The sequence below is a fragment of the Phycisphaerae bacterium genome (assembly GCA_018003015.1).
Lineage (GTDB): Bacteria > Planctomycetota > Phycisphaerae > UBA1845 > PWPN01 > JAGNEZ01.
In genome coordinates, this window is record JAGNEZ010000082.1 from 1 (window position 1) to 22828 (window position 22828).

At 62.6% G+C, this 22828-nt stretch carries 16 protein-coding genes and 1 tRNA gene; 8 read left to right on the top strand and 9 right to left on the bottom strand.

What is annotated here, in order from left to right:
* Nucleotides 1–209: 209 nt before the first annotated feature.
* Complete coding sequence (locus KA354_22325; protein ID MBP7937389.1) at nucleotides 210–1805, bottom strand: sodium/solute symporter; 1596 nt, start codon at nucleotides 1803–1805, stop codon at nucleotides 210–212.
* Between the two features lie 366 nt (nucleotides 1806–2171).
* On the opposite strand from KA354_22325, the gene KA354_22330 reads away from it, so the two are divergent.
* Entirely contained in the window at nucleotides 2172–3119 is a 948-nt protein-coding gene (locus KA354_22330) for a type II secretion system protein (GenBank protein MBP7937390.1), read from the top strand.
* 35 nt (nucleotides 3120–3154) lie between these two features.
* Here KA354_22330 and KA354_22335 read toward each other — a convergent pair whose 3' ends face one another.
* The 3 genes from KA354_22335 to KA354_22345 form a co-directional block, all read right to left on the bottom strand.
* On the bottom strand, nucleotides 3155–4687 hold the full coding sequence (locus KA354_22335; protein ID MBP7937391.1) for an exo-alpha-sialidase: 1533 nt from the start codon (nucleotides 4685–4687) through the stop codon (nucleotides 3155–3157).
* A gap of 163 nt (nucleotides 4688–4850) precedes the next feature.
* On the bottom strand, nucleotides 4851–8141 hold the full coding sequence (locus tag KA354_22340) for a LamG domain-containing protein (GenBank protein MBP7937392.1): 3291 nt from the start codon (nucleotides 8139–8141) through the stop codon (nucleotides 4851–4853).
* 242 nt (nucleotides 8142–8383) lie between these two features.
* Nucleotides 8384–9502: a substrate-binding domain-containing protein gene (locus KA354_22345; GenBank protein ID MBP7937393.1), complete on the bottom strand. Its 1119-nt coding sequence runs from the start codon at nucleotides 9500–9502 to the stop codon at nucleotides 8384–8386.
* A gap of 370 nt (nucleotides 9503–9872) precedes the next feature.
* Here KA354_22345 and KA354_22350 point away from each other — a divergent pair, with 370 nt between their 5' ends.
* Together KA354_22350 and KA354_22355 are read left to right on the top strand one after the other, a co-directional pair.
* Nucleotides 9873–10664 carry a hypothetical protein gene (locus KA354_22350; protein ID MBP7937394.1) on the top strand — a complete coding sequence of 264 codons (792 nt, stop codon included), beginning with the start codon at nucleotides 9873–9875 and terminating at the stop codon, nucleotides 10662–10664.
* Nucleotides 10661–12892, top strand: coding sequence for an FAD-dependent oxidoreductase (locus tag KA354_22355; protein ID MBP7937395.1), 2232 nt, complete (start codon nucleotides 10661–10663; stop codon nucleotides 12890–12892). The genes KA354_22350 and KA354_22355 overlap by 4 nt, the downstream gene beginning before the upstream one ends.
* A gap of 427 nt (nucleotides 12893–13319) precedes the next feature.
* Here KA354_22355 and KA354_22360 read toward each other — a convergent pair.
* Nucleotides 13320–13407 (bottom strand) — tRNA-Ser (locus tag KA354_22360).
* A 293-nt stretch (nucleotides 13408–13700) separates the two neighbouring features.
* On the opposite strand from KA354_22360, the gene KA354_22365 reads away from it, so the two are divergent.
* Entirely contained in the window at nucleotides 13701–16532 is a 2832-nt protein-coding gene (locus tag KA354_22365; protein ID MBP7937396.1) for a family 78 glycoside hydrolase catalytic domain, read from the top strand.
* Here the strand turns inward: KA354_22365 and KA354_22370 are convergent.
* The 4 genes from KA354_22370 to KA354_22385 form a co-directional block, all read right to left on the bottom strand.
* Nucleotides 16490–17299: a class I SAM-dependent methyltransferase gene (locus tag KA354_22370; protein MBP7937397.1), complete on the bottom strand. Its 810-nt coding sequence runs from the start codon at nucleotides 17297–17299 to the stop codon at nucleotides 16490–16492. The genes KA354_22365 and KA354_22370 overlap by 43 nt on opposite strands.
* Before the next feature lie 144 nt (nucleotides 17300–17443).
* Nucleotides 17444–18748 carry a citrate synthase gene (locus tag KA354_22375; protein ID MBP7937398.1) on the bottom strand — a complete coding sequence of 435 codons (1305 nt, stop codon included), beginning with the start codon at nucleotides 18746–18748 and terminating at the stop codon, nucleotides 17444–17446.
* Nucleotides 18738–18932 (bottom strand): hypothetical protein, encoded by a 195-nt coding sequence (locus KA354_22380; GenBank protein MBP7937399.1) that lies wholly within the window; start codon nucleotides 18930–18932, stop codon nucleotides 18738–18740. The genes KA354_22375 and KA354_22380 overlap by 11 nt, the downstream gene beginning before the upstream one ends.
* Entirely contained in the window at nucleotides 18922–19830 is a 909-nt protein-coding gene (locus tag KA354_22385; GenBank protein MBP7937400.1) for a zinc dependent phospholipase C family protein, read from the bottom strand. The genes KA354_22380 and KA354_22385 overlap by 11 nt, the downstream gene beginning before the upstream one ends.
* A 174-nt stretch (nucleotides 19831–20004) precedes the next feature.
* Between KA354_22385 and KA354_22390 the strand changes: the two genes are divergently transcribed.
* The 4 genes from KA354_22390 (at nucleotide 20005) to KA354_22405 (ending at nucleotide 22668) form a co-directional block, all read left to right on the top strand.
* Entirely contained in the window at nucleotides 20005–20364 is a 360-nt protein-coding gene (locus tag KA354_22390) for an STAS domain-containing protein (protein ID MBP7937401.1), read from the top strand.
* A 6-nt stretch (nucleotides 20365–20370) separates the two neighbouring features.
* Nucleotides 20371–20790: an ATP-binding protein gene (locus KA354_22395; GenBank protein MBP7937402.1), complete on the top strand. Its 420-nt coding sequence runs from the start codon at nucleotides 20371–20373 to the stop codon at nucleotides 20788–20790.
* Nucleotides 20790–21152, top strand: a complete 363-nt coding sequence (locus KA354_22400) for an STAS domain-containing protein (GenBank protein ID MBP7937403.1) — start codon at nucleotides 20790–20792, stop codon at nucleotides 21150–21152. The genes KA354_22395 and KA354_22400 overlap by 1 nt, the downstream gene beginning before the upstream one ends.
* A gap of 418 nt (nucleotides 21153–21570) precedes the next feature.
* Entirely contained in the window at nucleotides 21571–22668 is a 1098-nt protein-coding gene (locus KA354_22405) for a hypothetical protein (GenBank protein ID MBP7937404.1), read from the top strand.
* Nucleotides 22669–22828 lie beyond the last annotated feature (160 nt).

The following is a 22828-nucleotide window of genomic DNA, read 5'->3' on the forward strand; positions in this document are numbered from 1 at the left end:
TCTTCAAGAGGGTAGGTTTCCACTACATCGCCGAAAACGCCATCCAACCCCGCTGATCGCCCGGAGAACGCGGATGCCAACCCGAAGATCTTTTCAAAATCGCAGTTGTTCAGTAACTTGGGTTAGTGTGAGACTACACCCAGTAAGCTCTGCAGGGATTCGCGGCCAACAAATCCTGGCAAATACACAAACGCTTGCGGCTCCACACATTACATCGAGCCGCCCGAACGCGATCGAGAGGGTAGGCCTCGTTCAAGACGAAGATCCGTATGCTTGGCCCTGACGGCTCCGTTACTCTCCGAGGATGTGGCGTGCCACGCCCAACTGGCCGCGTAGCCGACGATCATGGTCATGAGGCAGCCGATGATGTTGATCCAGAGAAACGACAAACGCGGTGCCTCCGCCGGACGATCGAGGAGGTAATACGGAACCGTTACGACCAAGGCTGAGACCAAGCCGGCGACGGCACCTGCCAGAACGCCCTTGGCATGAACGCGGCGGGTCAGAACACCCAGCAGAAACACGCCCAGCAGGACACCGGTGAAGAAGTTGATCGTCACCTGTGTGATGACGATCAGGGAGTTTGTCCGGCGGTCAGCACCAAACAGCCAGATGACCCCCATGGCCAGGAAGATGGAGACCGCGCCCCAGATGAAAGTGAGCCATCGGGCGAGGCGGATCAACTCGGTCTCCGAGACCTTCGGCCGCAGGACCCGCTTCCAGAAATCGGTGATCGTGCAGGCCGACAGACTGTTGAGGCACGAGCCGCCCGTGCCGAGTGCGGCGGAGAGAACTCCGGCCATGATGAGTCCGCCGACGCCCGGGGGCAGTTCCGAGGAGATGAAATGCGTGAACACGTCGTCGCCGGTCATGCCGGGCATGGCGCGTTCAGGGTGAAGGTGGTAGAACCTGAGCAGTCCCAGGCCGCATAGATACAAAACCAACATCAGCGGAATACCCAGGACCGTACCCCAGACCATGGTCTTCACCGCGCCTGCCGGATCACGCGTGCTGAGATATCGCTGCACGGTGATTTGGTCGGTGCCGGCGGCACCCAGTTTGATGAAGACGGCCGATACCAGCAGTGCCCACAACGACACGCGAACGAAGGGACTCAGCGAATAGAACTCGGAATCGTTCAAAGCTCCGAACGTGTGGCCTTGTGACCGTGCATGTTGCCAGATGCCGGCGAACCCGTCAGGCGACCAGGTAATCAACGCGACAAGCGCTCCCAACGCTCCGCCGAACATGATCACGAACTGCAGGAGATCGGCCCACACCACCGATTTCAGCCCGCCGAGCGCCGTGTACAGCGTGGTCGCGATTCCCAGCAGCACGATACTCAGCCAGGGGCGTAAGCCTGTCGCCGGATGCAGCGCCACCGCCGTCGCGTACAAGACGGTTCCCAGATACCAAGCTCGAAGAAGCAAGAAGAGCCCGCTGGCCAGCAAGCGAACCCGCAGATCGAATCTCACTTCCAGGTACTCATAGGCGGTCGTCAGGTTCATTCGCCGAAAGGTCCGAACGAAAATGACGACGGCCAGTGGCACAGCCAGCAGGATGAAACATGATTTGAGGAACAGGGGCATGCCGTAGTTGTACGCCTCGCCGGGCGCGGCCACGAAGCTGACCGAGCTGAAGAGGGACGCGAACAACCCGACGGCCAGGGGGAACCAGTGGAAACGCCGGCTGCCAAGGAAGTACTCCGCGGGGTTCACCTGGGAGCGCATGAAGAAGATGCTGATCCCGATCAGCAGGACCACATAGGCCCCCATCGCGATGTAGTCGAGTGTCCCCAGGCCCATGAGATTGGCTTCTCCGTACTCCCTTGCTTGCGGGAAGGGGCGGCCCCGATGCGATCCCTTAGGTTGCTTCCACCGCCAGGCTTAATACATCAATGAAATGGCTATTCGTTCGTAAGATGTTAACCCATAATAAGTTACCTATCAACATCGTCATGCTCGGCGTCTTCGCGCGTTCTCTCTTGACATGGCGAATGGATCACGATGTAATAACATACAGGCCATAGTAGATCATCTTGTATCTACTGTCAAGACTTGTAGAGCGCCGTGCGGCGAGCACGCATTATCAGCGGTATCCTGAAACGACGCTTCGCCGGACGTCTGTCGCTGCCGCCGCACGGGAGAGCTCGACTGCTTGGGAGTTCAGTGATGCACGACCGTAAGAAGCGAGCTGCGTTTACGTTGATCGAAGTGCTGGTGGTCGTGGCGATCATTGCCCTGTTGATCTCGGTTCTGCTGCCGTCCTTGGTGAGAGCGCGGGCGATGGCCCGGACGACGGTCTGCTCGAACACGGCGCGTCAGCATGTAAGCGGGATGAACGTGTTCGCGACCGATCACAAGGATTTGGTTCCGCGAGGGGCGAGCCCGCGAACGCGGTTCACATGGATTCAGTTGATGGCCCGAACGTTCGGCGACAAGTCCAACTACACGCGGAACTACAACCTCGTTCCGGTTGAACGGCAAGGCATCTTTCAGTGCCCGGAGCGAACCGGCATGCATTCCGGACCTTTTCTGGATTACGTGGTCAACGCCTTGGACCATCGCGGGCCGGTGAACGCCCACTGCTCACCCGACAGCAACGGCGCATGGACCTCCGTGGAAGGGGTGGCGCCGCGAAGCCTTTGGAAACGGCCCAGCGACGTGATCTATACGATGGACGCGGCCGACGAGATGGCCGGCAATCCATCGGGTGAGCTGGCCGAGGTTCGCGAGAAGATCGCCGCGCTGCGCAGCCCCAAGATCAACATACCGGAGGGTGTCCTTCCGCCGTCGCCGTGGGGTTGGGGCCGGTACGACATCTATTGCGGCTACACCCTGCCGGCCTACCCGGAAGATGCCGCGCTGGACGGCGCTCACCGCGGCCGTTCGCGCGGCGCGATCAAGATGCACGGAAAGGGATCCGTTGCGTCCTTCGTGGATGGACATGTGGCCCTGGTGGTCCCACCCGCTCGGAACGGCAATCCGCTGGCCGTCGCCCAGTTCTACATGGTCAAGTTCGGCGTTCAGAACGCGATCAAGAACAACATTCGGATCGAGAGCGGCTCGGGCGGCGGTGAGAAGTGCGAGCTCGGCGATGAGGATTACGAGCCCTTCTAGCGGGTTGCGCCATGTTCATCAGGGCGGCGCGGCTCCTAATCTGCCCGCGAAGCTGGCCTCGTCTGCGGAACGTTCCCTGTCTTTAGGCGGTAGGTAACCCGAGCGCAGCGAATTGAATCCTTGCGCCGCCCGGTCGTCGGATCGAAGTAGTCTTTGGCTCCGAAGACGATGAGGATCTCACCCGGTTTCGGTTCGCACAAGGCTGTATAGCCTGAATAGGGCGTCGGGTTGACGATGGTGTGATCGATCCAGGTGCGACCGTGGTCCGCGCTGAACATGATGACATTACCCGGCCGCCCGTAGCTGGCGGCCAGCGTCCCGTCCGCCAGCACGAGCAGATCAGGGAACGCTCCCGTGCCGCCAGTTCGTTGCGGTTTGGACCACGTCCGGCCGCCGTCGCGACTGAAGGACGACATCACCGGGTTGTCCTGGCATTTCAGATCGCGGGCGCTTCCGGTTCGCATAACCGCCATCAGCGTGCCGTCGGGCAGCATTCGCATCGAGCCTTCGTTGTAGCCCTCGCTGCCGATCCGGTCATAGCCGATCGTCGCCAAGTAGGTCCACGTTCGGCCGCGATCCGCGGATTCGCAAACATAGGTACGCGAGTACGGCCGCTTGTTGCCGTGCGGACAGATCTCATCGTCCCCCTTGAACCAGCCGGCCATGAGGGCGACCAGGCTGCCGTCGGAGCGTTCGACGATCGAACGCATGAAGATCGGGCCGGGATGGAAGGCGTGACCGTATGCAGCTTTGGCCCGGGGAACGTGGAACTCGGCCGGGAGCGGACCGGCGATGGTCCGGCCGTCGTCCGTGGACTCGAAACGCTGGCCCATATACCAGCCGTCGCGGCCCTCGATTGGAGCGATGCCGGACTTCATCCCGATGACGCGACCGTCACGGAGCTGGGTACCGCCGTCACCGATCGTGCCGCCTTCGCGATGCCGCCACGTTTGGCCGGAATCGGTGCTGATGTATTCGGATGTCAACAGCGTTCCGCTTGCCAGGCGCAGCACACGCTCGGCGTGTGTACCCGGACAGAGCTCCCAGGATTCCGAGACCGACACGTCGAGACGATCGCTCGGTGAACACACTTTGACCGCCAAACCGCGTTGGTCCAGCCGTTTCTTGCCTGAAGCAATCCCGGCGAGGAAGAAATAGACACCTGGCTTCCATTCCTTGGTGTCGAGGTGGACCTCGATACGGTTGGGCTCGGAGGCCTTGTCGAGCGGGCCGCTCTTGGCGATGAGTGTCCGCCCAGGATCCGCGAGGTAGTTGACGCGGGCGGCGGCATCGTAGGTGAAGCCCGGCATGGCCCCTTCCGGGGACACGAAGTAGGTCTGGCGAAGTTCGATCCCGTCGTAGCGACCTTCACGCCATTCCGCACGAAGAACGCACGGTTGCCCCGGCGCGATAACCGCGGGTGTCAGCGAGCACTGCTTGAACACGGGCTTGGCGGAAGGCTTCGTTGTCGGCTGGCCGGCGGCAAGGGCCGAGTGCCAATCCGCGGCAAGCGCGGACGAACCTATCACAAGCGACGATTTCAGAAAACGGCGGCGTGTCAGCGACAATTGACGGCAACCTCGTTTGGAGAATTGGATTCATTACTCGTACGCATTGGACAGCTTACGTGCGTATCAGCCGAGCGTTGTTCCGTGGGGCCGTCCGCGGAACAACGCTCGATCCGGTCGCGAAAAGCGGGCATGCCGTGTTGGGCAACTGCTCGGCTTCACATCAGTTCATGCAGTTCTCGGTCGCAGGGCCACCATAGCACCGCTGGAACAGGCCGAAGTCAAGCTGGTCGACGTCCATGTCGCTGTCCAGGTCCGCCTGTTCGCAGGCCGATGTCGGCGGCCCGACGGCCGGACCGGTGACGCAGCCAAGCAGCAGTTCCAAGTCCGTATGGTCCACCATGCCGTTCTGGTCAAAGTCCGGGTTCTTCTGGCGCTGAATGAACTTGTCCGGGCCGACCGCACCCATGATGATCCTGACGAAATCGATGTCCCCGCTCCATGAGCCGGAGGTGCTGGAGGGATAGGTGTCCCCGATATAGAGCGGGGCCGAGTTACTGAAATCGCTACGGTAGCAGATGTCGGTAACGTCGAGCTGATAGTCCACGTAGAGCGTGACCTTATCGCCCGCCGCGTCGTAGGCCATGGCCACATGGTGCCACAAACCGTCGGCAATGCTGACGTTACCGACGATGGACGTGTGGCCGCCCTTCACGTCGTAGAGGTAGGCTCCCAGTGTCGCGGTGGCCACGCCATCTGTGGTCTTGGGCACGGTGCGCAGCCAGAATGACGGGCGCGTTGCCGGTAGATCGCTGGCGAGTCCGCGCTTGCCGACGATGTATCGCGCTCCGTCGGTACTGGTGGTGCGGATGACCGCCTCGACGGTGAAACTCACGCCATCGTTGAAGTCCAGGAGGGGGTGGTCCGGGATCGAGATGGCATCCTTGCCGCTGGTGAAGTTCAGTGCCGGTCCGGTCAGGTAGTTGGGGGAGCCGGGCAGGTATGAAGGCGTGGGACTACCGACGCCGGCGCCGCCGAGGCCGTTGCCCGAGCTGTCGATGATCGAGCCGGGATCTGTACCGGCGTTGCCGGATGTGGCCTCGCTGAACTTCCAGTATCCGATGGTCTGGCCCTGAGCGACGCAGATCTGGTCGTCGCACGAAGTACCCAAGCCTCGCCATTGGCCCACGCATTGGGCCTGACCGACGTCGGCGCAGGTGCCGTCGAATTGGCAGCATGCTCCGGTGCAATCGACCTGGTCACACGTCGTGCCCGGGCCAAAGAAGGTGCCGGCACATGCCGACTCTTGAGTCACCACGCAGGTTCCGTCGCCGAGGCAGCATGCTCCGGGCTGCGGGCACGTGACGGTCTCGCAGGTCGTATTGGCGCCGTTCCACTGGCCGTCGCAGGCCTCCAGTGTCGTGACGCTGCACGTTCCGTCGCTGTGGCAGCAGGCACCTGTGGCCACAACTTGCGGCCGGATGAACTGAGCGGGAGCCAACGCCTGCCCGGTCATCCGTACGAAATCGATATCGCCCGGCCAGAAGCCGGACGTATCACCCACGCCCGAGGTTCCGATGACCATGGGAACCGAATTGTTGATGACCCCGCACGACGCGCCGCTGCAAACACAGGGAATGCTGCCGTCGAGTTGATAGTCAACGTAAACGGCCAGAGTCGGCTGTGGCGTCGCGGTGGCGTTGTACACCATGGCAACGTGATGCCAGAGCCCGTCGGCAACATTGATCGTACCACTGATTCGGTCGTTGCCGCCCGTACCGATGATGATGCCTTCGAGCCCCTGGATAGCGACGCCGTTGACGGTCTTCGCGATTGTTCTGAACCAGAAACCTGGCCGAACGCTTCCGCTGGAACTGGGAGCTCGCTTGTAGACGATATACCTGTTGCCGGTCAGACTTGTTGACCGGACCATCGCCTCGATGGTGACGCTCATCCCGGCCGCGAAGTCGAGAGCGTTCGAATCGGGAATGGACACGCCACCCGTACCCGACACGAACCGCAGGGCCGTGTCGTTCGCGTACGTCGAGGCGCCGGTCACATACGTGGGTGCCGGGTTTCCGCCGGATGTTCCGTCCAGGCCGTGGCCGCTGACGTCGAGCACGGAACCGGCCGTCGTGCCCACCGAGCTACCGGCCGGCAGTTCGTTGAAGGTCCAATACCCGATCGGTGTCGGCGGACAACCCGTGGTGCAATGAGAACCCGAGCCTTGCCAGCCGGTTGGGCAGTTCGCTTGGGTTGTCTCCGAGCATGAGCCTTCGTCGGCGCAACAGGCCCCGGTGCAACTTACCGTCGCGCAGGTCGTGCCGGGCCCTTGCCATTCACCCGTGCAGGCATCGGCCGTCGTTTGGGCGCATGTGCCGTCGGGCAGGCAACAGGCTCCAGTGCAATCCGTGGTCGCGCAGCTTGTCCCGTAGCCGCCCCAGGAGCCGGCACACGCATTGGCCGCGGTGTCGCTACATGTCCCATCGTTTCCGCAGCAGGCACCCAGGCAGGTGGTGCCGGTACAGCCCGTTCCTGGGCCGCTCCAGTGTCCGTTGCATGCCGCTTGCGTCGTCTCGCTGCAGGTCCCATCGAGCTGGCAGCAGGCCCCGAGGATCGGGCAGGTCGTGCCATCGCAGGTCGTGCCCGGGCCGTACCAATGACCCGAACACCCCGAGTCCAGTGTGTTGGCGCAAGTCCCATCGTTTTGGCAGCAGGCCCCCGCGCTGAATTGCACGAACTCGGCGGGGGTCAGAGCGCCGACGGTGATCCGAACCATATCGATGTCGCCGTTCCACTGCTGGCCGGCCGTAGTGGTGTACCAGCCGCCGACGATGACCGGCGTGTTGGGGGGATCGATGGTGATGATGTCCCCGTGCACGGCGGCGGTGGTTCCATCTACCTGGTGATCGACGTAGAGAGTGAGGGTATGGGCCACGGCATCGTAGACCATAGCAACATGATGCCATTGCTGGTCGATGATATCGCGCTTGCCGTCAAGTGTCGTTCGGCCGGTTAGGTCGCCCACGGAGGCGTTGAGTTTATCGCCGCTGCCGTTGGCACGAAGCCAGAATCCGCCGTCGCCCGCCGCGTTGCGCTTCACCACGATGCCTCGCCGGTCGGTACCGAATGAGGTCGCTGCCGATCGGATGATGGCCTCGACGGTGAAGCTCGTTCCGGCCTGGAAGGCAAGAGAGGGACTGTCTGGGATCCAGACCTCGTCATCGCCGGTGGTGAAGTGCAGCGCGGCGATGTTGTCATCGTAGACGCATCCGGCCACGTACGACGGAGGCAACGAGCCCACACCGTAGCCGTTCAGGTTGTTCCCGCTGCTGTCGATGATGCAGCCGGGATCGGTGCAGACATAGCCCGACGTGCCCTCATCAAACCGCCAGTCGGCCAGGAGTTGCGCCTTGGCGGATACCGCTGACAAAAAGACACACAGCAGCAGGACCGACGTGACTTTGAACAGCTTCTCGATTTCCATGACGTGCACCTCTCTTTCTTGCCTCACTTCCGATCCATCCATATGACGAACCGCCGCCGGTGACGCGGCGATGAGATAGGCCATTCGTGCGACCCCCTCTCCGGTCGCGGCGAGCCTCGCGGCACGGCGTAGTTTGAAGGCCCTCAGACTCGGGATGTCAGGAGCGTGCTTCCTGATGGAGCTCGACCAGTCCATCTGGAAACCGTTTCCCCATCTCCTTTCTCGGCGGTACCCCGAACGCGGTATGCCGCGCGCCGCCGACACCGTCCTTACATTCCGCTTCTGACGGGCAGAATCGAACCTCGCTCGATCAGCGTCGATTGGATAATCACCCGCGGCGCAGCCGATGGACGCTTGCCCATGTACGCCGCCAGCAGTTCCGCGCATCGCCGGCCATGCTCCACCGGCGAAGCGGGGCCGATCGAGGCAATCTCCGGCGAAGCGAATCGATACAGTGGACTGTGGCGTAGGCCGATGACCTGGAGATCCTGGGGAACGCGAATGCCCATCTGGCTCGCGATCTGCAAGGTTGCCATCGCATACTCGGGCCGGATCGCGAGGATGGAGCGCGGACGATTCGCGCTCGACAAGAGCCGGCTGATTGCCCAGAAGTACTCCGTCATCTCAGAAGGCAGATGACAGTAGAACTCGTTTTCGGCGGGGCTCGGCGCACCCAGCTCATCCGCCGCTTGCTTCACGCCGTCGATCAGAAAAGCTTCCGAGCCGACCAGCTCGTGGCAGCACAAGCACGCGACAGGACCCGTTCGGCACAGGAGCCGGCCGGCGATTCGGCCCACGTCCACCATGTCCTGGTACACGCAGGGAAGGTTGATTTCCGGTTCGACATACCCGCGGACGACACAAGGGATGCCCTGGGCGTCAAAAAGGCGCTTGACCGCGGTCGGCATGCGCACGAGTACGTAGCCGACCTCGCAGGCCATCTCCTTGCCCTTTTCGAGCAGCTTCTTCACTTCGTCCAGCGTGGTTCGCGAATCGAAGTAGAGATGCCGCACCCACGAGTCGGGAAACACTTCCGCGAAGCCGTCGGTGAAGCCGGTCACCTCGACCTCGATCCCCATGCGTACTTCCCGCGAGTGCAGGGCAAAAACCAGAGGCGGCATTTCCTGCTTGAGTAGTTGGCGGGCCAGCTCCAAGGCGCCCTCGGCCACCTCCAGGCGACGGCCCGCATGGCGCCGGGCCCAACCCTCGCGCTCCGCTTGCTGCAATGCTCGACTCGCCGTGGCGACGGCCACGCCAGTGGTCTCCGCGAGCCCGCGCACCGATGGAAGCGGCGTTCCCTTGTTCAACTGCCCTGAAAGCACCTGCCGACGCAGTTGTCGAACCACTTTCAACGCCACCGGCCCAACGTCAGGAAGCTCAGCACACACGGGTCACTCCATCGCCAAATGCACGTTCCGACAGCCGCCCGCCCCAGAGCTCCTCGTGGGGTCCGCTGACTGCTTCTCGATACGCAAGACCTGACCTTCCACACCGACTCCTGGAGCTACATCGGCCACAATAAGGAACGAACCGAACTATCCATCTTGAAAAACGACACATGATGTTCTACTATAGCCACATGTGTATTACACCGACTAAGGGTTGCCGTGTCAAGCCCTGGGGGACGAGATGCGGGCGAAACCGGTCGCCAAGGCGGCGCCGGCCCGCCGACCTCCCCGGAAAAGGGGGGTTGAGGTAGACTGAGCACGACAAAACGGCACAGTAGCTCCTGTCACTAAGTCACGCAAGGATAAGAGCATGCGTCAAAGCACCATCAGGCGGAAACTGCGGACCGGGCAACCGGTCCTCGTACCCAAGGTCTGTTTCCTCGATCCCAACATCGTGGAGATCCTCGGCCTGCTCGGTTTCGACTGTGTCTGGATCTGCACGGAGCATAAGGCCATCGACCCCGGCGTTCTGGAGAACATGGCCAGGGCGGCACGGGCTGGCAACGTGGACTGTCTGATCCGAACGCCACGGCACGGCTATGACGACTTGGCTCGCTGCCTTGCGATCGGTGCCAGCGGCCTGATGATCCCCCACGTCGGCACTGCTGACGATGTGCGTGAAGTCGTCGCTCGCGCCAAGTACCCGCCCTTGGGAGCCAGGCAGCTCGAGCATGTCAACGCGGATGCCGATTTCGGCCTCGCCTCACTCCCCGATTATCTGAAGAATGCCAACGACGAGACGTTTCTGGTGATCCAGGTCGAGGATACGGACGCCGTCGCGCGTGCGGCCGAAATCGCGGCGGTACCGGGCATTGACGTTCTCTATGTCGGAGTCATGGATCTGTCGCTGAGCATGGGCATCCCGGGTGAAGCCAAGCATCCGCGCGTGCTCGACGTTATCCGGAAGATCGTCCGGGTCTGCGAATCGGCCTCGATCGCCTGCGGGACCGCAGCCATCGATCCGGAACACTGCCGCATGTTGAAGGACGAGGGCGTGCGTTTCTTCACCGAGCGATCGGACTGGCGCACGCTCGTGCAGGGGTTCACCGGAGTCGTTGAGTCCTATCGCAACCTCGGCTTCACCTTCGGATCGCGGCGATGACTGAGGTTCGGCGCGTGGTCGGCAAACGCAACTCTCCCGAGCGGGTCGTGGAGACGGATCTGACCGTCGCGGGTGCCGGCTTGGCTGGTGTGGCCGCCGCCTTGAGCGCCGCTCGGCTCGGTATGCGCGTGGCACTGGTCACTGACCGCTCCGTTCTCGGCGGCAACGCAAGCAAGGAAGTGCGCCTCGACGCCAACGGGGCGACCTGGTTCGGGCTCTATCGCCGCGAATCGGGCATCATTGAGGAACTCCTGCTCGAGAATCTCCACCGCAACGCCCAGGCCAATATCGAGATCTGGGATATGCTGCTCCTGGACGCCGTCCGCCGAGAGAAACGCATTCAGGTCTTCTTCGACACGGCGGTTTTCGAAGCAACCAAACGCGGCCGGCGACTCCAATCGGTCTCCGGTTTCCAGACCACCACCGGCCGGAAGCTCGACTTCCGATCACCGTGGTTCGTGGACTCGACCGGCGACGGCACCGTCGGCTATCTGGCCGGGGCCAGCTTCATGCGAGGACGCGAGGATCGGCGACAATTCGGAGAATCCTCTGCTGCGACGAGGGCCGACAGGGCGACCATGGGCAACTCGCTGCTCATGTCGTTCCGCAGGACAGATCACAGGATCGACTTCCGACCGCCGAGCTTCGCCCATCCGATCGCGACCATATGCAAGATGATCGAACGGAGCCAATTACGGTTACACGACGTTCAGCAATACGATCGCTGGGCGGTGGCGTTCTGGTGGATCGAGTATGGCGGCCTTCTTGACACCATCGCCGATGCCGAGGAGATCCGGGTAGAGCTCGAACGGATCGCCTGGGGCGTGTACGACTACATCAAGAACAGCGGTTGCGTCAAAGACGTTGAGAACCTCGATCTGGCCTGGATGCAAAGCTGTCCCGGCAAACGCGAGTCGCGGCGATTCATCGGCGGCCACGTCCTCACCGAGAATGACATCCTCAACGGTACTCGATTCCGCGACGCAGTCGCCTACGGCGGCTGGCCGATGGACGATCATCCACCGGAGGGCTTCTGGGGCGATCGCAGCTCCATCTCACGCCCCGTGAATCCTTACGACATTCCGCTTCGTTCGCTCTACGCGAGAGATCTCGACAACCTCTTCCTGGCGGGACGCGACATCAGCGTCAGCCATCTCGCCTTCTCCTCGACACGAGTCATGGCGACGTGCGCCCAGATGGGCCAGGCGGTCGGTACGGCCGCGTTTCTCTGCCGGAAGTGGCGATGCCCGCCGCGGCGGATGGCATTGGAGGAGGCTAGGATCGCCGAGCTGCAGGACTCGTTGATTCGCAATGATGCCACCATTCTGGACACTCCTTACGACATCCGGAAGAACAAGGCCCGCCTCGCGACGATCACTGCCTCGTCAACGTTCGGCCTCCAGAACACACGAACGCTTCGCCGTGCGCCGCTCGCGGATGACGCATATTTCCTCTGCTACGTCAAGGAAGGCATGCAGCGTATCCTGTTCAAGGCCGATGCCCGCCGAGACGCGAACTGCCGCATTGAGATCTATCAGTCGCCGCCGATCGCGTACGCTCCCGGCGAGCTGATCGATACCCAGACAGTCCCGCTCCCGGCTGGCCGAAACCGATGGTTTGCCGTCTCGCTGAAGAGCGTGCGATCAGACGGGCCGGTCTTCATCAGACTGCGCCGCAATCCGAATCTCGACTTGCACTATGGCGGCAGCCCGTTCACGCTATTCACCGCGGTCGATCGAAAGGAGGGCAGTTTCGACGATGTTCGGCATACCAAGTACACGCAAGCGGCGGACAATCTATGCTTCAGAACTGATCCTCCCGTTTGTGTTCACGCTGCGTCACAAGTGATCAACGGCCACACCCGTCCAGCCCTTCGACCGAACAGTTGGATCAGCCAGCCCGGCGAGGCGATTGCCTGGCTCGCACTCAGTTGGCCTGTCCCCACCACGATCCGCCGCGTCGATCTCTTCTTCAATCCCGATTTCAACGGGAGAATCAACAACTCCAGCCGCAACCCCATTCCTTTGAGGTCGACGCTGGTCAGAGACTACACGATTCGATGTCGCCAGCCGCGCGGATGGAACACTCTTTGCCGGGTACGAGACAACTACCAGCGATGGAACCGCCATGAATTGCCAAAGACCATCGAAACGACCGACGTGCGGATCGAGTTCGAGGCCACTTGGGGTGTCGACTACTCCGAGGTGTTTGAGGCGATTGTCTACTGAAGCTGCATGGATTCTGGTGGCGAGCGAGACGCTCGTCGATGGAATGCCTGCGTAGGATGGCATTCCCATTCACAGGTATCTCAAGTGGTCAGCTGGAGAGGATCGGCCTCTTCGTCGATCGGAGATCGAGCTCCCGCATCGTACAACTAACTTCGGAGAGCAGACTGCTCTCCACAACTCGTTCTCGGTGCTTCCCGGTTCCCCGTCACGCCGGATGACCAGGAATCTACCGCAGACGTGTATCCAACAGACAGCAAAGAGGATGCGCCTCAGCGAGCGCTTCCTCCGGACGGTGTGCTCTCGGTGCGACGACGGTTGCGGCCCAGCGGGGCGTTGGGTGTTCCCGGCGGTTTGTGCACACTCGCCCCCCTCTCCTCAAGCCATAACGCCCCGTCGCACAGACAGTTACGTTCCGGTCAACAGTATACGGAGAGGGCGGGATTCGAACCCGCGGTACAGACAAGCCGTACACAGCCTTTCCAAGGCTGCTCCTTCAGCCGCTCGGACACCTCTCCAGCACGCCGAACCCTCCGGGGCTACCGCCCTCTCGGGGCACACCACGGCGCCGCCTATCTATCGGCTGGTTCGCATCCTACACCAGAATGCGGCCGTGCGGCAAGAGGCCGGGGACTATCAGGCTGGCCGCGCTTTGGAGTACACTAGCAGCGCCCTGGCGCCAGAGGGAGATCAGCGGTCCGTGGCCATGTCGTGGCCGGGATATCGGACCAACCTCGGCCGGTGGCTCAATCCGTTTCAGTGAGATCATCTGATGATTGGCGTTGTTTGCGATCCGCGGCGGAAATCGGGCGTGGCAATCTTGATCGTCTCTGCCGTTCTGGTGGGTTCGGCGTATGCCGAGGTAAGGCCAGAACGGCTCCGATGCGAGTATGCCGACAATCCGCTGGGCGTCGACGTGTGTCGGCCACGACTCAGTTGGGTCCTGAAATCGGACGAACGCGGGCAGGTTCAGACCGCCTACCAAGTCCTCGTGGCGTCGACCGAAGAGGTTCTCCAGTCCGACCAAGGCGATCTGTGGGACACGGGCAAGGTCGCCGCGAACGACACCCTGAACGTGGTCTACGCGGGCAAGCCGCTTCAGTCCGGCCAGCGTGTGTTCTGGAAGGTCCGGGCCTGGGACAGAGACGACAAGCCCTCCGCCTACAGCGGTTCCACCTGGTGGGAAGCCGCCCTGTTCGATGCCAAGGACTGGACCGGCACGTGGATCGCCCGTGGCGGTCCGGCCCCCGAGAAGCCCGAGGATTTTTACCAGGATGATCCCGCCCCGCTGTTTCGTAAGACCTTTCTGGTGGACAAGCCGGTCCGGACTGCCCGAGCCTATGTGACCGGGCTGGGCTACTACGAGCTCCACCTCAACGGCAGGAAAGTGGACGACCGCGTGCTGGACCCAGGATGGACCACCTACTCGAAGCGGGTCCTTTATTCCGTGTACGATGTGACCGAACAGCTCAAGCAGGGGCCGAACGCGGTCGGTATCATCGTCGGCAACGGCTGGTATAACCCCCTGCCCATGAAGATGTGGGCAACCTACAATCTCCGTGACTTCCTCACCATCGGACGCCCGCGAACGCTCCTCCAGCTCAACATCGACTTTGCCGACGGCTCGAGGCAGTCGGTCGTGACCGACGCCAGCTGGAAGGTCGGCGACAGTCCGATCCTGAGGAACAGCGTGTACCTGGGCGAAGTGTACGATGCCCGAAGAGAGACACCCGGCTGGGATCGACCCGACTGCGATGACCGCAGCTGGCCCTCGGCGATCGTAGCTCCCGAGCCGCTCGGCGGCCTCCACGTCCAGTCCCAACCCCCCATCCGTGTGACCCGCACACTCAAGCCGGTCAAGCTGACTGAGCCGAGGCCGGGCGTGTTCATCTTTGACATGGGCCAGAACTTCGCGGGCTGGGTCCGCCTGCGAGTCAAAGGCGAAGCCGGCGACCGGGTCGTCCTTCGATACGGCGAGCTTCTCTACCCGGATGGCACGCTCAACTTCATGACCTCCGTGGCCGGCCAGATCAAGACCGCCAAACCTCCGGCCACCACAGCCGGAGAATCATCACCCTCCACCAAGATTGTCAGCATGGGCGGTCCGGGAGCGCCCGACATCGCCTGGCAGCGCGAAACATACATTCTCAAGGGAGGCGCGGAGGAAGTCTATACGCCCCGATTCACCTTTCACGGCTTCCGCTACGTCGAGGTCACCGGATACCCGGGTCGACCCGGACCAGACGCCGTCGAGGGCCTGCGGCTTAACTCGGCCGTCGCCCAGGTCGGCTCCTTTTCCTGCTCCAACGAGATGCTCAACCAGATCCAGCAGATGATCGAGTGGACCCAGCTGAGCAACCTGTTCAGCGTGCAATCCGACTGCCCGCACCGCGAGAAGTTCGGCTACGGCGGCGACGTCATCGCATGCAGCGAAGCGGGCATGTTCAACTTCGACATGGCCCGCTTCTACGCCAAAACGATTCGCGACCAGGCGGACGCCGTTCGCCCGAACGGCGGCATGACGGAGACCGCCCCCTTCGTGGGAATCGATGCGGACAGCGCCGGCTACGGCAACGGGGTCGGCCCGATCGGCTGGGGCAGCGTGCTCCCCATCCTGCAAGCTCAGCTCTACCAGTACTACGGCGACCGGCGGCTGATGCAGAGACACTATGCCCTGACCAAGCGATGGATCGAGTTCCTGGAGCAGCGAGCCAAGGACCACATCCACACCCAGTGCCTCGGCGACCACGAGTGTCTGGAGCCTAAGAGTGTCCCTTTGACCAGTACCGCGTTCTACTACGCCAACGTGCGGTCCTTCGCCAGGATCGCTCGCGAGCTTGGGCAGATCGAGGACGCCTCCCGATTCGAACTCCAGGCCGAGGGCATCCGCAATGCATTCAATGCCCGCTTCCTGAAGCCGGACACCGGAGTCTACGACAGCGGCACCCAGGCATGCCAGTCGTTCGCCCTCTACTGGGGCCTGGTCCCGCCGGAAGCCCGGGCCGCAGTGCTCGGCATCCTGGCCGACAACATCACCACCAAGAACAAGGGCCATCTCGCCACGGGCATCTTCGGAACCAAGTACATGCTCAACGCCCTGACCGATCTGGGCCGAGCCGATCTGGCCTACACCATGGTGAACCAGAAGACCTTCCCCGGCTGGGGCCACATGCTGCAAAACGGGGCAACCACACTGTGGGAGCACTGGGAGTTCAGCGACAATGTGTTCTCCCACAACCATCCCATGTTCGGTTCGGTTGGCGAGTGGTTCTTCAAAGCCCTGGCGGGCATCAACCCGGACCCGGCCGCCGTCGGCTTCGATCGCATCATCATTCGCCCACAGGTGGTGGCCGATCTCACCTGGGTCAAGGGGACCTACGACTCGGTCCGCGGGCCGATCGGCTGCCAGTGGCGAATCGATCGAGACACCCTGCTGGTCGACGTGACCGTGCCCGCCAACACCAAGGCCACCGTCTACCTGCCTGCCCGCGAACTCAAGGCGGTGAGCGAAGCAGGGCAACCGCTGAGCCAGGCGGTTGACGTCACCGTCCTGCCCGATGCCGCCGAAAAGTCGGTGGTCTGCAAAATCGGATCGGGCGACTACGCGTTTGCGGTCGCGGGCTTCGCCAGACCAGGCAAGTAGACGTCGTACCGGATGGTCTTCCCGCGGTACACAATGTCCGGCTTTTCGCCAAGCGGGGGCACACGCAGCCACCGCTTCACCACCACGCGCAGCCGTGCCGCCTGCATGGCGACCCGAACGAGCCCACCGGCATCGGGATCGTCGCCGACCACCATCCGGCAGATGCGCATCTCCTTCTTGGCCAACGCCGATTTCCCGCTCGGCGGGAACATCGGATCGATGTACACCACGTCTGGCCGCTGATCCTCGGCCAGCCGCGCCAGCTCGCTCCGAGCGTCTCCCTCCACCAGCCGCAATCGCCCTCGAAAAGCCCGGCCCACCTCGGCGTCGGATCCGGCGCGATCCAGCCCGTCAGCCAGCAAGGCGAACAACACCGGTGACCGTTCCACTGCCGTGACGCTGCAACCCAGCGATGCCATGACCCGCGAATCGCGTCCCAATCCGGCAGTCGCGTCCACGATGATCAGCGGCTTGCCCTTGAAGCCGATCGCTCGGGCAATGAGGCGGTCGGCCAAGCCGACGTCCTGGCGCCCACGAACCGGATGACCTGAAACCAAGTCGACAAAGATCGGCCGGCTCCTGCAGACCCCACCTTCCCGGAGCTCCAACCGCTCACCAGTCACGGCGAGAACCAGCAGGCGTGCGGCAACCGGCAATGCCGCCAACGGGAGCTGCAGCCGACCGGCCAGCACCGCGGCCCGGGCGCGCAAGGCCGGCGTCTCCGGATCCGGACAGACAACAACGGAACTCGTCAATTCGCCGGACATGGTGGAGCATGATCTCGAGGGAAATCCGCCGGGACGCTGGTCGGGGCACGGAGCATGCCGCCAGCAACAGCGGGTGTTGCTGATCTACCTCGACCGGCATGGACGGGGCGCCACCGCCGGTCCGGGTCGGCTCGACCAGCCACCCTACCTGCGCCTGTCGATGGGCTGATAGTCACGCAACCTGGCCCCGATGTACAACTGCCGCGGTCGGTGAATCTTCTGCGACGGCTGGAGATGGGCTTCCCGCCAGTGGGCGATCCAGCCGGGCAGGCGGCCGATGGCGAACATGACCGGAAACATGTCCGTGGGAATCCCGATGGCTTTCATGATGATCCCGCTGTAGAAGTCGACGTTGGGATACAGCTTGCGGTCGATGAAGTAGGAGTCCTTGAGAGCGACCTCCTCCAGTTTCATCGCGACGTCGAGCATCCGGTCGTGAATGCCGAGCTTGTTGAGCATCCTGTCGCAGGCCACCTTGAGAATCTTGGCCCGCGGATCGTAGTTCTTGTACACGCGGTGGCCGAAGCCCATCAGACGGATCTTCGAGTTCCTGTCCTTGACCCGGGCGATAAACGCCTCGGGAGTCTCCCCACCGGCGATGATCCGGTCGAGCATGTCGATCACCGCCTGATTGGCTCCTCCGTGCAGCGGGCCCCACAAAGCGCAGACGCCCGACGCCACCGAGGCATACAGATTCGCCTGGCTTGACCCGACCATGCGAACCGTCGAGGTCGAGCAGTTCTGCTCATGGTCGGCGTGGAGAATCAGGATCTGGCGCAGGGCACTGACCACCTCCGGCAGTGGCTGGTGCGGGTGGTTCGGCTTGCTGAACATCATGTGCAGAAAGTTGGGCACATACTGGAGGTCGTACCTCGGGTAAATCATTGGCTGGCCCAGCGACTTCTTGTAGCTGGCCGCCGCTACCGTGCGGATCTTGCTCATGAGGCGGGCCGCGGCGTCGATGAACCGGCTGTCGTCTTCCGGCTCGAGGAGATCCGGCTCATAGGCCCCCAGGGCGTTGATCATGGCCGAGAGAATGGCCATGGGGTGGGCATTGGGCGGAAAACCCTCGAACTGATGACGCATGTCCTCGTGAATGAACTCATGCTCGCACAGCAGGCGGCGAAAATCGGCGAGTTGCGGGCCGGTCGGCAGTTCTCCAAAGATCAGAAGATAGGACGACTCCACAAACGTGGACTGCTCAGCGAGCTGCTCGATCGGGTAGCCGCGATATCGGAGGACGCCCTTGTCGCCGTCGATGAACGTGATCGCACTCTCGCACGAGCCGGTATTGCCGTACCCGTCGTCGAGGGTGATGGCTCCGGTCGTGGCCCTGAGGCTGGTGATGTCGATCGCCATCTCGCCCTCGGTCCCGGTTTTGACCGGCAGCTCATAGGTCTTGCCGCCGACGGTCAGAACTGCCCTGTCGTTTGTCACCTCAGTGCTCATCGTCTTGGTTCCCGCCTTGGGCAGAGGTCCTGGCCACTTCATCAAGGTACGCCTGGAACTCGCCTATCTTGTAGGAGATGAAGCAGAATGCGTGGTGGAGGGCCAACCACTCCACATCCGCCGGATCGCCCTCGGCGTCCTTGCGGAACTCGTTCAACTTGGCCAACAGCACCTCAGCTTTCATGGGCACTCCTCACCCGATGCCGGACCACTCTCGCCGGAGCCGGAGCGTGCCCGACGGCGGCCTCATACAGAACATGGGGCGCAACCAGGCCCGCCCGGGCCATCTGGCGCAACTGCCGGCGCTGAGCCTTGGTGTAAGCCAAGGCGGCGTTCCCGTTGGGGTCCTCGTGGAGCACCTCGGAGTCTCGCGGCCGGGCCACCACGTCACGCATCCGTTCCAGACACTCTGCCCGATAGCGGTTGAGCATCGACTCGGATAGCCGCCAGCGAGACAGGTTATACCATCGATCCAGTGTCTTCCGCCACACCTTCTGTCCCAGGAAGTGGTTCAGCCGGTAGAACACCCGCCAGTTGGCCGTGAACGGCAGGAACGTGTTCTTGAACTGGGCCTGCAGGCAGGCTTCGTGTTCGTCGAAAACCTCCCGGAGCAGACGCCGCAGCTCCTCCCAATAACGCGGTGCGACCATGGAATCGGCTCTCATCTCCCAGTACAGATGTCCGAGAGACAGCGTCGTCCGGGTCATGGTCATCTGCCGGGGCAGGAACTTGTTGTGCGACACCGTGTCAGCGGCCAGATGCGAGAGATACCCCAGGGCAAAGGCCCGACCTTGGTGGTTGCGGGCCTCGGCCAGGATGGCCAAGCCGGTCCCCCAGTGATGGCAGAACTGACGCACCCGGCTCCATTTCTTGGCCAGGACCACGTCCGCGGCGATGTTCCCGAAAAGGTAATCGCGCCGGTGCCGAATGAGAATGGCGGCAGTTGCGGCCGGAAGCAGCTGCAGTTGCCCCAGGAGATCGCTCGCCAGGTTGACGTGCATGGCCGCCCCCCAGGCCATCGCCGATCCGGGCAGGCCAAGCACCGCCAGGACGGCAAGAATCGCCACTGTTCTCCGGTTCACGTAGCCACAACTCCAGTTCGGCCGGGCATTCGCCGGTGCCCTATCATAGCCCAAGGAGATGTCCGAAACCAAGACGCTTCGGCCCGCCCCGGGATCACCCGTTGACAAGCCCAAACACAACGGGTCTAATGGCTTACAGGTGCGGATTTTGCGGACATGTCGGGAGTCGGTTCGATGCCAGAGGTAGAGGCTAGCCTCACGATACGCAAGCAGGACAGCATCAGCGTCGTCGAATTCGAGGACCGCAAGATTCTCGAGGAGGTCGTGATCGGCCAGATCCTCGAGAAACTCGCTGGCCTGGTGGCGGCAGAACCAGTTCCCAAGGTGCTGCTGAGCTTTCGGAAGGTCGAGCACATGTCGAGCGCCGCTCTCGGCGTGCTGATCACCGTCAACAAGCAGATTGCCGAACGACACGGTCAGCTGGTCCTAGCCAATATCCACCCCCAGATCTACGAGGTGTTCAAGATTACCAGGCTGAACCGGCTCTTTAATATCCAGAGCACCACCGACGCGGCAGTGAGAGCCTTCGTCTGATACGCCATGGCCTTCAACCCGCAGTCATTAGCCCGCCAGGTGGTCATCTGCAGCGACCTGCACGCCGCTCGTGACGTCGAAGAAGAGGTCCTTCGCGTCACGCGGGCGCTGGGCTATAGCCACGAATGCAGTTTCGCGATCCGACTGGCCCTTGAGGAAGCGATCGTCAACGCCCACAAGCACGGCCACCGGGGCGACACCACCAAGCGGATCACGATCAGTTACGACATCGACAGCCAACGGGCGGTCGTGCGCGTTCGCGACGAGGGGCCGGGCTTCGATCCCGCCGCAGTGCCCGATCCCACCAACCCCGATCGGATCGCCCTGCCTTGTGGACGGGGCATCATGCTCATGCGGGCGTATCTGGATGCCGTGACCTTCAATGACCGGGGCAACGAGGTCCAACTCGTCAAGGAGAACCGCTGATGGATTCGTCGTCCGCTGATTTCTTTCACGTTGAAGTCGAGGAACGAGGCACGGCCATCGTGGCCAAGCTGATCGGATCGGCGGGCATGCTGGTCTCGACCGACCTGGAGGATGCCCTGCTCGAACTGGTGGGCCGCCAGCCTCCGCTTCTCGTCCTTGATCTCTCCGCCCTGGAGTTCATCAGCTCGGTCGGGCTCGGAGGCATCGTGGCCGCCCACCTCCGCTCCCGCCATCACGGAGGGACCATCCATCTGGTCTCGCCCACGCCTGACATCCACGACTTGCTCGCCACCACCCGACTCACCAGCATCTTTCCGGTCTTCGAGACCATCGAGCAGGCCTTGGCGGGTAAAAACAACTGACGCCACCCGCGTACCCAGACCCGCCCGCGAGAGCAGGGAAAACGAGTCGCCCCGTGCCGCCATCCGGCAGCCCAGACTCGTACCCCATCCTCCCGCACTCAGAAATCAAGCCATCACGGCCTAAGTTCATTATGACTTGAACGCCCGCCGCCCCCCAACCCCCGCGTCGATTACCCTTAGCCCGCTCGGCCCGAGCAGCATTGAGCCAGGAAGCGCCAGGCCGTATAAGAACGCGATCCCACGTGTCCTTCGAAGGATGGCATGCAGAGGACACAGGGTACTTCGACCTTGAGGCCTGTGCAACGTACTCGGCCGCCGGTTCGGACCGACGGCTGGAAAGGACGGTCAATCTCGTGTTCGGGTTTCCCGCGTTCCGCTGTGATGGGCGCCTTCTGCGATGACTTCGCGAGAACGATTGTTGACGGTCCTGAAAGGCGGCATACCCGATCGTGTGCCCGTCACCCTCTACGAACACACGCCCTACAACGATGAGTGGGCCAACCGGGAACCGAGTTACGCCCCGCTTCTCGAACTGGAGGCCCAATACGGGGACAGCTTCGTACGCGGACCGATCGACGCCCCCGTGCTGCTCGGCGATCCCAATGCGGTCTATGGCCAAGAACAGAAACACGAAGGCGGAAGCGTCCTTCGGAGCATCGAGATCGAAACCGCCAAGGGCAAGCTTCGGGCCGTGTCCCGATGCCACCCCGGCCAGATGACCTTCTGGCAGATCGAACCGCTCATCAAGAGCGACGAGGACATCGAGCGGGTCCTGTCCCTGCCCGATCCGCCCACCCAAGTCAACGCCCAGGCGTTAAGGAGTCTCGAGGCCCGAGTCGGCGACCACGGAATCCTGTGCTTCAGCCTGGGCGACGCCGTCGGCCATGTCGTCGGCCTGTTCGACTTCGAAGACTTCGTGATGCGATGCTACACCGACGACGGTCCGATTCGGGCCCTGCTGGACAAGGCCCAGGAGCAGGTTCTGCGAGCGACTCGAGCGATCGGAGGTGCGGTCAAGAACGCAGTCTTCCGCCTTTGGGGACCTGAGTACTGCGGGGCTCCGCTGATGAACCCGACCGTCTACTTCCCGCGATACGTGGTGGAACGCGACCAAGCCGCCACGCGAGCCATTCACGAAACCGGCAACTTTAGCGTCATCCACTGCCACGGGCGGCTGCGCGACATCCTCGACATGATTGCGGACATCGGGGCTGACGCCCTGGAACCGATCGAAATCCTACCCCTGGCCACGGCCGACGTCACCCTGGCCGAGGTCAAGAAGCGGATCGGCCAGCACATGTCCGTCATGGGTGCGATGCAGGCGGTGAAGCTCGAGAAGGACAGCCCCGCACAGATCCGCCAGCAAGTACGCCACGCCATCGAAGCCGGCAAGCCAGGCGGACGGTTCGTGGTCCTGCCAACGGCCGCCCCCTTCATGGTCCCCCTCCCACCGCAGGTGCTAGCCAACTATGAGGCCATGTTCAAGGCGGTTCACGAGTTCGGTACGTACCCATGACCGGCAGGCGAACCTCGCCCCTGCCCGTCCCCCCCCAGGGCCAGCGCGCATAGATAGGTAAGCTGGGAGGTCTGGCGCGATCGATTGGCATCGTGTATACCTTTCGCAAGTATGCCGTATGGAGCGGCGAGAGTCTCTTGCGAAAGGAGTCTGCCGATGG